The sequence below is a fragment of the Methanothermococcus thermolithotrophicus DSM 2095 genome, assembly GCF_000376965.1.
In the GTDB taxonomy this organism is placed as follows: Archaea; AGJL01; Methanococci; order Methanococcales; family Methanococcaceae; genus Methanothermococcus; species Methanothermococcus thermolithotrophicus.
The window spans coordinates 1-16,721 of sequence record NZ_AQXV01000049.1 but is presented as its reverse complement, the minus strand read 5'-3'; the positions used below and the strand labels follow the sequence as shown (position 1 = coordinate 16,721).

Genomic DNA, 16,721 nt, shown 5'->3' with positions numbered 1-16,721 from the left:
GATGAAAATAGGTGTTATATTAGGCACCAGGCCAGAAATAATTAAAATGTCCCCCATCATTCGAGAATTAGGGGGCAGAAATTATTTTATAATTCATACAAATCAGCACTATTCTGAAAATATGGATAGTATATTTTTTCAGGAGTTGAACCTTCCCTCCCAAGATTATAATTTAAATATTGGATCAGGCACCCATGGAGAACAAACTGGAAAAATGCTGGCTAAAATAGAAAAAATTCTTTTGAATGAAAAGCCAGATTTAGTTGTTGTTCAGGGAGATACAAATACTGTTTTAGCTGGAGCTCTTGCAGCATCAAAACTAAATATAAAAATAGCCCATATTGAAGCAGGTTTAAGAAGTTACGATAGAACCATGCCTGAAGAAACAAACAGGGTACTAACCGACCATATATCGGATTATCTCTTTGCACCAACAAAAACTGCAAAGAACAACTTATTAAAAGAAGGGATAAATGAAAAAAATATATTTGTTGTAGGAAACACTATTGTAGATGCCACACTACAGAATCTAAGGATAGCTGAAGAAAGAGAATCAATTAAAGAATTTTTAACAAAAATTACAAATGGCAAGGATTATTTCCTTTTAACACTCCATAGGGCAGAAAATACCGACAATATAGAAAGGTTAAAAAATATTGTAGAGTCTATAATCCAGGTTGTAGAACATTTTAACCATAACATTGTATTCCCAATACACCCAAGAACTGAGAAGAAGTTAAAAGAATACGATTTAATGAAAAAACTTGAAAATAATCCCTTAATAAAGATAATAGAGCCAATAGGATACTTGGAGTTTTTAATTCTGGAAAAAAATGCAAAATTGATATTAACCGATAGTGGAGGAGTCCAGGAGGAAGCCTGTATTTTAAAAGTCCCGTGTGTAACATTGAGAGAAAATACAGAGAGGCCCGAAACTCTAGAAGTCGGTAGCAACATGCTTGCAGGTTACAATAAAGAAAAAATTATGAACTCCGTGGAAATAATGCTCAAACGAAATAGAAATTGGGAAAATCCTTTTGGAGATGGGAACGCTGGGAAAAAGATTGTTGAAATTTTGTACAACTATTAAATATTAATCAGAATTTTATTTTTTGAATTTACTAGTGTATTTTTGTGTCATTATTATTAACTAATTAGTAAATGATAAATATATCAACACATATGTGCAATATTATAACTAATGAGGTGGTAGTATGTTCAGGTGCGGATACGGATTTGGTAGAGATAGAGGATTCTTTGGTAGGAAATTATGCCAATTACTTGGTAGAAGATACACAGGGTACTCTGAACCAAGAGCTCATGTTGCACCAAGAGAAACGCCATTAAGCGGTGGAAACTATGAGTATATTGGAACATGTAGATGTGGAACAGGATTTCATGTATACTATAAAGACACAAAAACTGGAAGAATATCCCCATGCTTCTGAATTATACAGGCATAGAATTCCAATAGTAAGTGAAAATAAAACTGTTTTAAAAAATAAATTATCTGGGATAATAAACCATCTGAAAGAAGAAAAAGCACATCTTGAAAACGAAATTAAAAAATTAAAGGATTTAATTGATAAAGAAGAATAAAATAGGGAGTGTATCAACTACATATAATAAAAAAGGGATAACATGACAGAATTGAAAAAATTCCAATGTTCATCATGTAATAATATAATCGAAGTTCCCTACGGAGCTCCAAAACCTTCAAAATGTCCAAATTGTGGTGCATCTCAAGACATTATCCACAGAATAGATTCGGGGGGAAGGAGAATGGGGCGTGGTAATGGCAGGAGATGTGGAGGATTTGGTAACATATAATTAATTTTAAAGTTTATGTTAGTCCATTATTTTATTTTTTTAACATTTATAGTGGTGTGCAATTTTAAGCCCATACACACATCATCTTTTTTTAAATGAGTTAGTTTTATATCATTTAACACCAATTAGTTATTATAATTTAATCATGGTGATTATATGGCAGAATGCGATGGAAAATGCGAAAGTTGTGCCCTTAGTAACTCATGCTCAGATGCAAAAAAGATGATGGAACAGCAAAACGCAAAAATAAGAGAAAATATGAGTAAAATAAAGCATAAAATAGCAATTGTAAGTGGAAAAGGTGGAGTAGGTAAATCAACAGTTACTGTCAACTTGGCAGCTGCCTTAAACATGATGGGTAAAAAAGTTGGAGTGCTGGATGGGGATATACACGGTCCAAATATTCCTAAAATGCTCGGTGTTGAAAATATACAACCAATGGCAGACGAAAACGGAATATTCCCAGTTACAACTCCTGAAGGAATAAAAACAATGTCAATTAGTTACTTCTTACCTGATGAAAAAACACCGGTAATCTGGAGAGGTCCAAAAGTCAGTGGAGCAGTTAGGCAGTTTTTAAGCGATGTTGTCTGGGGAGAGCTCGACTATCTATTGATAGACACACCACCAGGATCAGGAGATATACAATTGACTATCCTACAATCAATTCCTGATATTGATGGTATAATCATAGTAACTACTCCTGAAGAAGTGGCTGTTTTAGATGCTAAAAAGTCTGTGACAATGGCAAAAACAATGAATATACCAATATTGGGCTTAATTGAAAACATGGGCGGCTTTATCTGTCCACACTGTGATGAAGTTGTAGATGTATTTGGAAAAGGCGGTGGGGAGAAGGCTGCTAAAGAGCTCGATGTTAAATTCTTAGGAAGAATACCATTGGATGTTAAAGCCAGAGAAGCTTCCGATAAAGGAGTACCTATGGTTACATTAGACTGTAAGGCTTCTGAAGAATTTAAAAAAGTTGTTGAAAAAATTGTTGAAATAGTAGAAAAATAATATTTTTTTAAATTTTTTGCCTATTCTTAATAACATTCCTTATTTTTTAGTTTTATGGTGATGTTTTATCTTCAAAAATAAAACCAATTATTAAGTCGCATGTGTTTATATATAGAGCTCTAAATCATAGGTTCGAGATAAAAGTTTTAAATAATGGATGATACAACTTTTCTTTATAGAACAAAATCCTATAATATAGTAAATTGGGAATGTGAAGCCTTATGTATTTATATCACGGGGGGAATTTCCGTGAAAAAATCTTACAAAATAACATTGGGAATAGCATTGTTAGTCTGTATTTTAGTGGTGTTTTTATATTTAGGAAACTATAGATTAACAGGAATTGATGCAGCAAAGTCCCATTTCACAATTGGAGAGGATGCAGAACTTATTGATGAAATAGATATAGGATGGGGTAAGGTCTTTATATTTAAGACGAAGGATGGATATTATCGTACTGCGCTATCAGAAAAATCTGGATTTTTATGGAGATGTAAGGTGGCGGTATTCATAAAAGATAATCCTGAAGATAAAGTAAAGACAATAGGATGGATGAGTTACACAAATAAAAACCGGGAACAAATCACAGTTTTGGCAGTAACTACAACAGATTCACGAGTAGCTTTTATAGAGACTGGTTCTGAACCTAATCGATATAGAATTCCGATTTCATTGAAAAAGATAGCAGTGTTTAAGTGTAATAAAGTTATGAATATCCAAGAATTAAATGCAGTGGCATTATCCACAAATGGTAAGAAACTTTATTATTATGGTTATCCAAATAAAACGACAATTATTGTAAATGAAGATTTAAGATGGTATCCGATTTTGAAAGACTGAAATTTATTAGATGTTTTTGGTTAAAATAAGACCATCAAATTCTAAAGGAATTTGCTGGATGTCTTGATTTATAAAGGTACAGGTAACTAAGGATAAAATTAAAATTATTTTTTTTAAATTTAATTATTAAAATGCTCTTTTTTAGATTAATTAATACACCTTCTCTGATATCATGTAGTCGTTCTATCAAGTTACAACAACAGTTTATCAATATATAAAAATTTTTCATGGTGATAGCAGGGAAAAGTTTTAAAGATGCTGTAAAGATAGATTTATAGTATAATGAGGGGCGGCATACCAGATTGAGAAAATGACTGTAAAATGTTTTAAAAAAGTGTTAAGGAAGCGTTAATAATCAAGATAATTTGAAAACAAATATTTAATTTATTTTTATTTCAACATATTAAACATTGGTGATATTATGGAGTTGGAGTTTTATCTCAATACTTTAATTAACACCTTAAAAATATCTATGCTCTACACAGCAAAAATATCCATTATTATTTTATTAACCATGTTTATTGTTAGTTATATTATGAATACCGGGGCTATGGGAAAAATAGGTGAAAGCCTATCACCAATTTTAAGAAGATTAAAAATAAATCCTTTCTCAATATCCTCAATCTTAACATGCTTTTTTAGCCCTACTATCGGATATTCAATTTTGGCAGAAGGATTAAAAGAGAATAAATTAAATAAAAAAGAAGTTATTGGAACATCATTAGCAAATTCTTTTCCATCTGTACTATCACACACATTCACATTTTTTATTCCTGTTGTTATTCCAATTTTAGGTATCACTGGAGTTTTGTTTGTTTTGATTAGGTTAGGAGTTGCATTCGCAAAAACAGTAATTGGATTTTTGTATTTATCCATTATATCAAAAGATTGTAATTTCGAGATGCCACATATCAATAAAATGGACAAAAAAGAAAACGCAAAGAAATCATTTAATAGTACTTTGAGGTTTGCTAAGAGATTGATTCCAATAATGTTCTTTATGATGACATTGGTTATTTATTTGTCTAAAATAGGGTTTTTTGATTATGTTGAAAGATTTGTTGAGCCAATAACGAATTTTTTGCATTTGAATCCCAATGTAGGAATCTTAGCATTAACTGAGGTTATGAATGTCCATGCAGCAATAGTTATGGCAGGCGGGTTTTTAAATGAAGACATTTTAAGTTCAAAAGAAGTTTTGATTGGTTTGATTATTGGAAATGTTATGACCCTTTCAAGTAGATATGCTAAACACTCCCTGCCCTTGCATGTTTCATTATTTGGACCAAAATTTGGGACTAAAATAGTTATGATTAATGCAATAATAACTTTATTGTTGGACATTTTGATAATAATGGGGCTATTGCTGATCTAATCGATAGTTTACAAAATTTTGTATTTATAGTCGTTCTGCGAATTCAGGCACTAAATGTATTACCTACAAATTAAAAATTTATGTAAATACTGCTTAAAAATTCTATTAAAATTGCAGAATTAATGTAAATTATAATAAGCATGGTTGTTATATAATTGCAGAAAGACTATATTTAACATATAAAAAATTGAAATATCATATGAATATTTGATTAACAGAGATACTTATTAAAATTGCACACCGCCATAATAATTCATTAAAGGGTTAACGATGTCCAAAATTCCATCTACATTAATATCATCTATCTTATAATATCCAAACCCATATTTTTTGGCAATTTTATCTCCAATACCTATTTTTATTAATGATTTTGGCTCAGTGTCTATTAAAATGACATTTATTCCTTCCTCTGCAATTTTATCACAAATATCAAAGACCTCCCTTATATAATCTTTTTTAATAGCCACATTTGGTTTAAAGTCACTGATAAATATCATAATAGGTATTATGTTTGGGTTTTTCCTCATTTCATTTTTAAAAATCTCATATGCCTTTAAAAATGCTTTTGATAGGGGCGTTTTTCCTCCAGTTGGGAGCTCTTTGAGTAATTTCTCCCCAAGTTCAACAGATGAAGTGAAAGGCAAAACAAGTTCTGCACTATCTTTTCTAAATGCAATCATTCCCACATTATTTCTTTTTTGATAGGCATCCATTAAGAGAGATAAAACTGCTCCTTTCGCTACTTCCATTCTCCTCATCGCACCCATAGAACCACTTGCATCAACAACAAACAGCAAATTAGATGATATCTTCCTCCCCCTAACCTTCTCCCTTAAATCTTCTTTTTTTAAGTATAATACCAAATTTTTGTCCTTAAATTTCTCTCTTCGCTCTTTTTGATACAATGCACTAACCCTAAATGTTGCATCAAAGGCAATATCGGTTGTTTTCCCATGTGGAATTCGGTATTGTATATATCTTCCTTTTTTGCTGATGCTCCTTATGTGCCTCCCGCTACTGTACCTGTATAGATTATCCCTCAACTTTATGTTAAGAATTTTTGGATTTACCCTTCCATTTATACCAAATGTCCTATCCCCATCTCCAATGTCGCTATTTTCGTTATTGTTGCTTTCATTGTTGTCACTGTTTTTATTATCGTTTTCATGGTTTTCGGGATGTTCTCTATTTTCGTTATTATTTTCATCCCTACTATTACTTTCATTTAGTTTTTTTTTACTTCATCTTCTTTGTTATTACCTTCATTTTCATTTTCGTTTTTTTCTTTATTCTTCTCCTCAAACTCATTAAATATTTGCTCGATCTTTTCTTTGTTTAATTGTGGTGGTTCAAACGGCTTCCTCCTCATTCTGTGTAAGAGGGCAAGCTCACATGCCTTTTTTACATCGTCAACAGTTACATTATCCCTTCCATTAAATGCAGCAATGGTTTTTGCCGTCCTTGCAACGGTTATATCTGCCCTATTTGTTGGAATACCTAATTCAATACAAATCTTTGAAACTAGTTCCAATAAATCATCATTTATTTTTACATTATTCAATAATTCTCTTGCCCTTTCTATCTTCCCCCTCAACTTTAATTGCTCTTCCTCATATTTTCTATGAAATTCTTCCGGATTTTCATTAAATTCTTCAACTCTCTTTATTACCTCAACTCTCTGCTTTATATCGTTTAATCCATCAACATCCACCATCAACCCAAACCTATCAAGGATCTGAGGCCTCAACTCCCCTTCTTCTGGATTCATTGTTCCAACTAAGATAAATCGTGAGGGATGCTTAATCTTTATCCCCTCCCTCTCAATAACATTCCACCCCATTGCAGCAGCATCTAAAAGGATATCAACAATATGATCATCTAAAAGATTCACTTCGTCAATGTACAAAATATTCCTATTTGCCTCAGCCAAAATTCCTGAATCAAGAGCTCTAATCCCTTCTTTGATTGCTTTTTCAATATCAAGTGTTCCGATAACCCTGTCTTCCGTAGCACCAATTGGGAGGTTAACAACCTTCATCTTTTTCTTAATTGTTTTTAATTCTCCCCGTTCCTTCTTTTCTCTACATACATCACACAAATCCCCATTGGGGTCACAGTTGAATAGACATCCTTCAACAACCTCAATTTCTGGCAATAAATCAGCCAGAGCTCTTACTGTTGTAGATTTTGCAGTTCCCTTCTCTCCCCTTATTAAAACTCCCCCAATTTTTGGGTTTATTGCGTTTAAGACCAGCGCCTGTTTCATTTTTTCCTGCCCAACAATTGCAGTAAATGAATAATTCATCTTCTCACCTAATTTAAATGTATTTTATATTTACACAAATTTATTTTAATTTCTTATATAAATAACATTTCATACAATCACAAAATTATTATGAATTACGTAATACTTAATAAATATTTTTATGAATCTTATAATCTTTTTTACTAATTGGTATTAAAACCTAATTTATAATTATTAATCATGATAAATATCATAAAATATAAATAGTAATAATATTCATTAAATAATATGATTAGAATAATAAAAGTATGAGATTTTTATGGTGATTATATGTCTAAAACCATAACTATAACTACCCTAATGTGGGCATCCTATTGCTCCATATTAAACAAAGCATGGGATGAATTAAAAAAAGAATTATCTCATTTAAATGTTGATTTAAGACTATATTCAACAAAAGATATGCCAGATAAATTGGACGATTTTTTAAATGACGCAAAAAAGTCGGATATTGTTTTTATGTATAGAACTTCCACTGATGATTTTTATGAAGATATTAGTGCCAATAAATTCAAAAATTTAATAGTAACAAGCCAAGATCCCACATATTGGAACTCAAAGCTATCTCACAAAGCATATCTATATACGGTTTACGGAGGAGTTGAAAATTTCAAAAATCTCATTATGTACCTTATAAAAGAAACCTTAAACATGGCCCTCCCCCTATCTCCACCAAAAGAACTACCCTTCCAAGGTATATTTTATAGGGGAGAAATCTTTGAGAATCTGGATGAATTTTTAAATAATGCAGACTTTAATAAAAAGAATACCATAGGGGTTTTATTTTCAAGACATTATCTTATGAATGAAGATATGGGCGTTATAAATGCCCTGATAAGTAAATTGGAAAAATACTTTAATATAATTCCTGTTTTTTCTTATGGGGCAAAAAATGAAGATTTAAATGCCATAGGAGGGGGAGAGTGTATCTTAAAATACTTCTTTAAGAATGAAAAACCAATAATAGATACATTAATAAATTTACTATCTTTTCCATTGGGAACGGTCGTTGAAAAAGGCAGTTTAAAGAAATTGCAAGGAATAGATGTCCTAAAAAAACTCAACATCCCTGTTTTCCATCCAATAGTGAGCTACTACAAAACCTACGAAGAATGGAAAAATGACATACAAGGATTATCTGCGGATATAGGGTGGACAATTGCCTTACCTGAATTTGAAGGGGTTATAGAACCAATTTTAATTGGAACCGTACATAAGGAGGGGAACTTGGAAAAGAAAATGCCAATAGATGATAGGATTGATAAAGTAGTTAAAAGAATAAAAAAATGGATGGAATTAAAAAACAAACCAAAAAAAGATAGAAAAGTCATATTTGTTTTGCATAATGCTGCATGTGCATCTGTTGAGGCAACGGTTGGAAGTGCTGCACATTTGGATTCATTTGAAAGTTTGATAAGAATAATGAAAAAGATGAACGAGGAAGGTTATTGTATTGAAAATATTCCCAAAAATGGAAACGAATTGGCAAAATTGATATTAGACAAAAAGGCAATCTCCGAATTTAGATGGACGACTGTAAATGAGATTATTGCAAAAGGAGGCCATCTATACCTAATGGATGAAGAAGAGTATATGGAATACTTCAAGACACTTCCAGAAAACGTTAAAAAGAAGGTTTTAGATACGTGGGGAGACTTAAATGGAAAAGATATCCCAGCATCTATGATTTATAAAGACAGTACTGGAAAAAACAAGATTGTCATAACTGGCTTAGAATTTGGAAATATATATGTCTGCGTTCAACCAAAGAGAGGTTGTGCGGGAGCAAGATGTGATGGAAACGTATGCAAAATTTTGCACGACCCAGAATGCCCACCAACACACCAATACATTGCCACATATAAGTATTTCAGTGAGATTGCTGATGTTATAGTTCATGTTGGAACCCACGGTACTTTGGAATTTTTGCCTGGGAAGAATGTTGGTTTATCAAATGAATGTTATCCAGATATCTGCATAAATGACATTCCTCACTTATACATTTACAACTCAGATAACCCACCAGAGGGAACTATTGCAAAGAGAAGAAGTTATGCAGTATTAATTGACCACATGCAAACGGTAATGACCGATGCAATGAATGAAGAACTTGAAACCCTAGATAATTATGTAAACGAATATCTAAAAGATATGAATACATCAAGAAGGCATCAGTTAGAGCATTTAATTATTGAAGAAGTAAAGAAAACCAACTTATTAAAAATTAAGGAGAAAATAGAAAATATTTCAAAAGAAGGTGATATCGGAGCAAAGCGGAGAGCTGCAAAACTCGAAGAGTCTTACTCAATTCATTCAAACTTTAAGGAAATCTTTGATGAATTGAGAAATACCTTGGAAATGATAAAGAATTCAAAGATAAATGATGGTATGCATATATTTGGGGAACTACCAAGCGGGGAAAGAAAAGTTGAATTTATAAATACCATTTTGGAGTTTGAATATAAAAGAAAGTTGCAAGATGAGATAAAAAACGTATTAGATGGAATAAATATTGAGGATAATGAATTAAAAGAAAAAATATTTGATATAAATGAAAGATTAGAACAATCTAAGGAAATAAATGCACTTTTAAATGCCATTGATGTAAAATATATAGAACCGGGACCATCTGGATTAATAACAAGAGGAAGGGATGATATTCTTCCAACTGGAAGGAACTTCTATTCTCTTGATCCGTATAAGATTCCAACAAAGGCAGCATATAGGGTCGGAGTTTTATTGGCTGAGAAGTTGATTGAAAAATATATCAACGAAAATGGTAAATATCCTGAAAACGTTGCTAGTTATTGGATGGCATCAGATATTATGTGGTCTGATGGAGAGGGGATGGCACAAATTCTTCATCTATTAGGGGTTAAACCAAAATGGAAACATGGGACGATTGTTGGTGTAGAAGTTATTCCATTGGAGGAGTTGGGAAGACCGAGAATTGATGTGACTATAAGGGTTAGTGGGATTTTGAGAGATAATTTCCCAAATTGTATAGAAATTGTTGATGAGGCAATAACAAAAGTGGCAAAGTTAGATGAACCAATAGAGATGAATTTTGTTAAAAAACATGTGTTAGAAGGTTTAGAGAAGGAGTTATCCCTCAGAGAAGCAACATATAGAATATTCAGTTCAAAACCAGGGACTTATGGGAATGGGGTTAAATATGCAATATATTCAAGTGCATGGGAAAATGAGGAAGATTTAAAGGATGCATTCATGCTTTGGAACTCATATGCTTATGGAAAAAATGTTCACGGAACATTTGCAAAGGATGCATTTGAAAGTATCTTAAAGAGTGTTGACTTGACATTTAACAAAACCGTTACTGATGAATATGATTTATTTGGATGCTGTAGTTATTTTGGAACGCATGGTGGATTAACAAATGCTGCAAGGGTCATTTCAAAAAAGGATGTTAAGGTCTATTATGAGGATACGAGAAATCCAAATAAAGTTGAGATAAGGACTTTAAAGGAGGAGATAGAGAGGGTTTCCTTATCAAAACTTTTAAATCCAAAGTGGATTGAAGGGATGAAAAGACATGATTATAAAGGGGCAGGAGATATAGCGAAGAGAGTTGGAAGAGTATTTGGATGGAGTGCCACAACAAAAGAGGTTGATAATTGGGTTTTTGATGAGATATTCAACACCCATGTGAAAAATGAGGAAAATAGGAAATTCTTTAAAGAAAACAACATCTATGCATTAGAAGAAATTAGTAGGAGATTGCTGGAGGCATATCAAAGAGGCCTTTGGAAAACAAGTGAAGAGAACCTTGAAGAATTAAAAAGAATTTATATGGAAATTGAAGGAGATATTGAGGACACCTACGGAGATGTTGATATTGGAGACTTCCAAGGCGGGGGCATTGATATTGATTTAACATGGAAAGATAAATTAAAGGAAAATTTGGCCATTAAATAAATTCCATGTTTAACATGTCCTGTAAAAAGTATATGTTGTTAATGACCCATAGTGTATAATATACTATTACATGCAGGGAGTAGCAACTATGAAGGGGCAGGATTTTTCTTTTAAAGATTTGATAACCCCAACAAATATTTTTTTGGATATATCGGTGGTAGCATTATCATTAGGTATATTACTCTGAGCTCAGCACCAAAAACTTAGGCCATTAGTTAGAAGGTTGTATTATTTTTAGTGAGTATATATTTTGTGGCGTTTATTAAAGTAGACACTTGATAAAAGTATTTATACATATTATTAAAGAAAATTTACAATTAATATAATAACGGGTTTGGTATGATATGATAATAAATAAATTTAAATCGTGATAATATATGTTAAAAACTGAGAATTTAACTGTAGGATATAAAAATTATATTGTAGTTGAAGATGTGAATTTACATATAAAGGAAAGAGAAATACTGTGCATCATAGGTCCAAATGGTGCAGGTAAATCCACACTTCTAAAAACCATAGCAACATATTTAAAACCTAAAAAGGGGGTAGTTTATTTAAATGGTCAAAATATACATAGTTTAACGCCAAAAAAACTTGCAAAGGAAATGGCAGTGGTATTAACTGAGCGAGTAAATCCGGGAAATATGACTGGATATGATATTATCGCCATTGGACGGCACCCTTACACTGATTTATTTGGTAGATTAACCGAAAAGGATAAGGAAATAATCACACATGCCGCAAAATCTGTAAATGCCGAGTATCTATTAAATAAAAACTTTTTTGAAATGAGTGATGGGGAGAGACAGAAGATAATGATAGCAAGAGCTCTTGCTCAGAAACCTAACGCTCTCATACTGGATGAGCCAACGAGTTTTTTGGATGCAAAACATAAAATTGAACTGACTCTTTTACTGAGAAAACTTGCAACAGAAAATAATTTAGCAATAATTGTTACACTTCATGATATAGAGCTCGCTCTGAGGATAGCCGATAAAATGGCATTAATAAAAAACCACAGGGTAATAGCATACGGACATCCAGAGGATGTTATGAAAAAAGAAATCGTAAATAATCTTTATGATTTGGATAATGCAAATTACAACGAAATAATAGGTTATTTTGAACTAAAAAATGCAAATTCTGGATTTGGGGGTTATAATAGGATTTTTTTAGTTTGTGGTGCAGGGACAGGTGTTGATGTGTTAAGATTTCTTACTAAGAATGGATACGATGTGGTTGTAGGAATATTACATAAAAATGATATAGATTATATTGTGGCAAAAACCATGGAATTGGAGATAATATGCGAAGAGCCTTATGAACCCATATCAAATGAAAAATTTGAAAAGGCATTACATGAGCTCAGAACATCTGATGTAGTTATATATACGGATTTTCCAGTGGGGCAGACCAATATTTTAAATAAAAAACTTGTTGAACATGCGATTAATACGAATAAGAAGGTAATAAAATATGATGGAAATATTAAATCTTTAAAAGAGATGTTAGAATAATGATTAATTGAAGAATAATCAAATCTATTTTATTGTTTATTTTTTTGCATGTTTATTATTTATTGTATTCTTATCTTTTTTTCACCATTATATACTAAATATATTACCAGTAATCCACCTAGTACGTCAAGGATGGAGCCTATTGGTAAAACCTGAGCTGGACGGTCTATATTATACAGGTAAAAGATGGGGACCCAGTATTTCAATGAAATAATATGACACATGAGCATCAACACCACACCAACAAGCATAGTTGCAGGCAGTAGCCACCTGTGGTCTGAGGTTCTTATAATAGGTCTTGCCAAATATGGTGCTGCAATACCCACAAATGCCATTAACCCAACATACGGAATTATAACCCCTACAATAAATGATGCCAATAATAGTATCAATATTCTAATCTTTTTTACATTTAACCCAAAACTTTTTGCGTAGGTTTCACCAAATAACAGGGCGTTTAATGGTTTTATTAAAAAAATACTCCCAATTATAAATACTATTGTGGATATGACCATCTGAAATATATTATTTACATTAACTCTCGCTACATTTCCAATAATGAACGTATAATACTCCTGAATTGTAAAATCTGTTCCATTTGCCATTAGATATGCACTTATTCCCCTAAATAGGTAACTCATTAACAGAGCAACAATCAAAACTCCATTTACTTCTTTAACCCTAAGGGCTATAATAATAAGCATGATTAGTGATAATAATCCACCACACCATCCTGCTATTATATTTTCATCTACTTTAAAGGTTGAAAATAGTTCTGCAAAACTATATATAAATATAACAAGTGTAACAGCAAATAAAACTCCACTTGAGATACCTGTCGTATATGGGGATGATAAAAGATTTCTAAATAATGTCTGCAACATTAAACCGCATGTTGATAACGTTAAACCCACAAGAATTGCTCCAACAATTGGTGGTAAACGATATTTTTTTAATATGATATATTTAAATTTAGTACTTTCATCCAATGGAGTTTGGGGAAAAATATGCTTCCCAGTTATTTTATAATATATGGAATCCACCGTACTTTTTGTTTGATATATAACAAAATTTGTAGTATCATCTATTGTAATTGATTTGGCATTTCCACCAAAATACACCCCAGTAATAAATAATCCAACCACTGAAACAAGTAAAGCTAAAATTATAACATATCTATAATTCATCATATCCCATTTTTAAATTTTATATTCCCATTTTTCTAACTTTTAGATATACAATTATAGCAATCGGAGCTCCGATTATGGATAATGGAGCCAATAGTGGAATATTGTTGGATGTCTGTGGTATTACTACTCCAGGTCTTGTTAGTATATCTGCAAATAGCACATATATAGAACCCAATAAAGCCGTCATAGGTATTACATAGATGTGCTTTGAGGTGCCAGAAATCATTCTTGCCATAATGGGACATACCAACCCTACAAAGGCAATAGGCCCTGTAAATGATACAACAGTTGCCGTCAATATGCAGGATAATGTTATCAGCCATTTTCTTAAATTTTTTACATCTACTCCAACACTTATGGCATATTTCTCTCCAAGAAGGTTTGCATCAAGTTTTTTTGAAAAAAATATGTAAGTTAAAATAACTGTTGGAATTATTACAATCGTCATAATCTTAATCTGGCCCCATGTTAAATTGTTAAGTGAGCCCATCCCCCACATTAAATACTCTGCGAGTTTGGAATTTTCTTCACCCATATAATCCCCAGTATATACAACAAGCGTGGTTAATCCAGATGCTATTGCTCCTATCATAATACCGCAAATCAATAATGTTGCAGTTTGCTTTACAATTCTTGCCATATTTATAACAGCAACCATGGTGGCTAATGAGCCAATATACGCAGAGATAATAAATCCATATATTGAACGAGGAACCCCCATTTTAAACAATAACGATGTAAAAACATACAAAACAACGCCAAGAGATGCTCCACTTGCCACACCCATTAAATAGGGGTCTGCCAGTGGATTTCTAAAATACCCTTGCATTAAAATCCCTGCCACGGCAATACCTAATCCAACAACAATTGCTCCAACAACCCTTGGAAGTCTTAATTTTTCTATAATTTGATCCATAATTACATTTCCAGTAGTTCCTTCTAATAAATATTTTTCCAACTGTTCATCTTTTATTGGAATTGTCCCTTCTGCAATACTAAAATAAGATAAAATTACCAACAATACTAAAGATAATATATACAATCCCAAAAATCTTTTAACTTTCAAAATTCCACCCATAACTATATTATTAAAATTTATAAAAAAATAGGAAATAATAATATATAAAAATTCTACTTAATATCTAAATTATTAAAATTTATAAAAAAATAGGAAATAACATAATATAGCCATAAAAATTTCAATAAGACACGTCATTATAAAAGAATGGAACCCTGAAAGCGAATGTAATAGTAAATGGAATATTAACTCTTGAATTATTAGTAAATTTTCCTAAAAAACGGAAGATTGGAAAAATAATAAAAAATTTTATTATTTATTTTAACAGGACCATAAAATGCCAGTCCATAAGGGCAGGTAGTTTACTGAAGTTTGATGTAGTACTTTAAATCATTATCTCCATTAGGGAATAACTCTGGATGAACCATCTTAGCATAATCCTCCATATATCCTAGTGGGTCCCTTGCTTCCCATACATAGTAATCAGGTTTTGAAACATAGAATCTTCCATTTTTATATGCATTGAAGTTTTCAAAGCCTGAGGTTGGGTATCTGGCCAATAAATCTTCTTTTGTTTTTATATCTTTACACTGCCTCAATATAATCACATCAGCATTTACTGTTCTTTCCATGAAAGTTTCTGTATCTAATTTTTCAGAACCTGTTCCAGGTATGTCGTTAAATGCGTAATCTCCTCTAAAGTCATTTATCAACCTACTGTAAAAATTCTGAGCCTGTGGAACACTCGGTGTGCTTGTATCACTCCACTTCCAGAAATTAACAACTTTTGGATAATCATTTGCATTTCTTGTTGTTCTTAACAACTCGTTCTTCTTTTTCCATGCACCTTGGAAGTAATCTTTCGTTTTGTTGTACTTGTCTTCCCCCCAGAAGGCCGCGGCATATTTCACCCACTCTATCCTTCCTAGAAATGTTGGTTCATCGTATGTGTAGAACCTTGATACTGTAATACCTAGTTCATTTAATTTAGCTTCCATTGCATCATGGGATGACCAATCTCCTAAGAATACAATATCTGGACTTGTATTAACCACTACATCATAATTAATTTCAGATGATGAGCCAATATTTGCAACTTTACCTTCGTTATATCTTTTTGTAAGTTCTGGCGAATATTTTAAAACAGAGCTCGGAACTCCTTTTATTGTATCATAGCATGAGGAATCATTTAATATATCTGCTGTTGAAACAATTGGACAGTAAAATATGGTACTAATGTTTTTTACAGGTGTTGTTATTACCTTTGCATCAGGGATATTTGGTGCTGTTGCTCCTTCTTTTAATAAAACAAATTTGTATCCCTTTGAATCTACTATATAACAGTATCCTTCATCCCAGTGCGGCTCTAAACTAAATGTTTCAGCAAATACAACTGGACGTCTAAATGTATCATAGTTTTTGAACAGATATACCACATCGGCAATATCTATTGAATTATCACAGTTCAAATCTCCATCTTCAAGGTTGAGATTTCTATTTTTGAACAGATATACCACATCGGCAATATCTATTGAGTTGTCTGCATTTACATCCCCGATTTCTGCCCCCATAGCTACGGGAATCAATGATATCAATGCCAAAATAGAGAGTATTAATACTCGTTTCATACTAACACCTTTTTATCTATTGGTAATAATTAATTAGATATTTATATTATTATAATATTATA

Annotated in this window: 14 protein-coding genes; 9 read left to right on the top strand and 5 right to left on the bottom strand. The window is 32.0% G+C overall.

Annotated elements, in window-relative coordinates; translation table 11 throughout:
• The first annotated feature begins 1 nt into the window (after position 1).
• The 7 genes from wecB to F555_RS0105100 all read left to right on the top strand — a co-directional run bounded on the left by wecB (position 2) and on the right by F555_RS0105100 (position 5,065).
• Positions 2-1,090, top strand: a complete 1,089-nt coding sequence (wecB, locus tag F555_RS0105125; protein ID WP_018154147.1) for a non-hydrolyzing UDP-N-acetylglucosamine 2-epimerase — start codon at positions 2-4, stop codon at positions 1,088-1,090.
• Positions 1,091-1,214: 124 nt separating this feature from the next.
• Positions 1,215-1,448, top strand: a complete 234-nt coding sequence (locus F555_RS09430; protein WP_157205743.1) for a hypothetical protein — start codon at positions 1,215-1,217, stop codon at positions 1,446-1,448.
• On the top strand, positions 1,360-1,599 hold the full coding sequence (locus tag F555_RS0105120) for a hypothetical protein (RefSeq protein ID WP_018154146.1): 240 nt from the start codon (positions 1,360-1,362) through the stop codon (positions 1,597-1,599). The genes F555_RS09430 and F555_RS0105120 overlap by 89 nt, the downstream gene beginning before the upstream one ends.
• Before the next feature lie 42 nt (positions 1,600-1,641).
• A complete protein-coding gene (locus tag F555_RS0105115; protein ID WP_018154145.1) occupies positions 1,642-1,830 on the top strand; it encodes a hypothetical protein in 189 nt (62 codons plus the stop codon).
• A 156-nt stretch (positions 1,831-1,986) separates the two neighbouring features.
• The gene (locus tag F555_RS0105110; RefSeq protein ID WP_018154144.1) at positions 1,987-2,850 is read left to right on the top strand and encodes an Mrp/NBP35 family ATP-binding protein; all 864 of its coding nucleotides are present in this window, start codon (positions 1,987-1,989) and stop codon (positions 2,848-2,850) included.
• Between the two features lie 249 nt (positions 2,851-3,099).
• Positions 3,100-3,690 carry a hypothetical protein gene (locus F555_RS0105105; RefSeq protein WP_018154143.1) on the top strand — a complete coding sequence of 197 codons (591 nt, stop codon included), beginning with the start codon at positions 3,100-3,102 and terminating at the stop codon, positions 3,688-3,690.
• 421 nt (positions 3,691-4,111) lie between these two features.
• Entirely contained in the window at positions 4,112-5,065 is a 954-nt protein-coding gene (locus F555_RS0105100; protein ID WP_018154142.1) for a nucleoside recognition domain-containing protein, read from the top strand.
• Positions 5,066-5,292: 227 nt separating this feature from the next.
• Here the strand turns inward: F555_RS0105100 and F555_RS0105095 are convergent, their stop codons facing one another.
• Both F555_RS0105095 and F555_RS0105085 read right to left on the bottom strand, forming a co-directional pair.
• The gene (locus F555_RS0105095) at positions 5,293-6,108 is read right to left on the bottom strand and encodes a vWA domain-containing protein (RefSeq protein ID WP_018154141.1); all 816 of its coding nucleotides are present in this window, start codon (positions 6,106-6,108) and stop codon (positions 5,293-5,295) included.
• Between the two features lie 182 nt (positions 6,109-6,290).
• Positions 6,291-7,370: an ATP-binding protein gene (locus tag F555_RS0105085; RefSeq protein ID WP_018154139.1), complete on the bottom strand. Its 1,080-nt coding sequence runs from the start codon at positions 7,368-7,370 to the stop codon at positions 6,291-6,293.
• 270 nt (positions 7,371-7,640) lie between these two features.
• On the opposite strand from F555_RS0105085, the gene cobN reads away from it, so the two are divergent.
• Entirely contained in the window at positions 7,641-11,306 is a 3,666-nt protein-coding gene (gene cobN / locus F555_RS0105080; RefSeq protein WP_018154138.1) for a cobaltochelatase subunit CobN, read from the top strand.
• A gap of 377 nt (positions 11,307-11,683) precedes the next feature.
• Positions 11,684-12,823, top strand: a complete 1,140-nt coding sequence (locus F555_RS0105075; protein WP_018154137.1) for an ABC transporter ATP-binding protein — start codon at positions 11,684-11,686, stop codon at positions 12,821-12,823.
• 59 nt (positions 12,824-12,882) lie between these two features.
• Here the strand turns inward: F555_RS0105075 and F555_RS0105070 are convergent, their stop codons facing one another.
• From F555_RS0105070 to F555_RS0105060, 3 genes are all read right to left on the bottom strand, one after another.
• On the bottom strand, positions 12,883-14,010 hold the full coding sequence (locus F555_RS0105070) for a FecCD family ABC transporter permease (protein ID WP_018154136.1): 1,128 nt from the start codon (positions 14,008-14,010) through the stop codon (positions 12,883-12,885).
• A 19-nt stretch (positions 14,011-14,029) separates the two neighbouring features.
• A complete protein-coding gene (locus F555_RS0105065; RefSeq protein WP_018154135.1) occupies positions 14,030-15,079 on the bottom strand; it encodes a FecCD family ABC transporter permease in 1,050 nt (349 codons plus the stop codon).
• A gap of 314 nt (positions 15,080-15,393) precedes the next feature.
• Positions 15,394-16,659 (bottom strand): ABC transporter substrate-binding protein, encoded by a 1,266-nt coding sequence (locus tag F555_RS0105060; RefSeq protein WP_018154134.1) that lies wholly within the window; start codon positions 16,657-16,659, stop codon positions 15,394-15,396.
• Between the last annotated feature and the right edge of the window lie 62 nt (positions 16,660-16,721).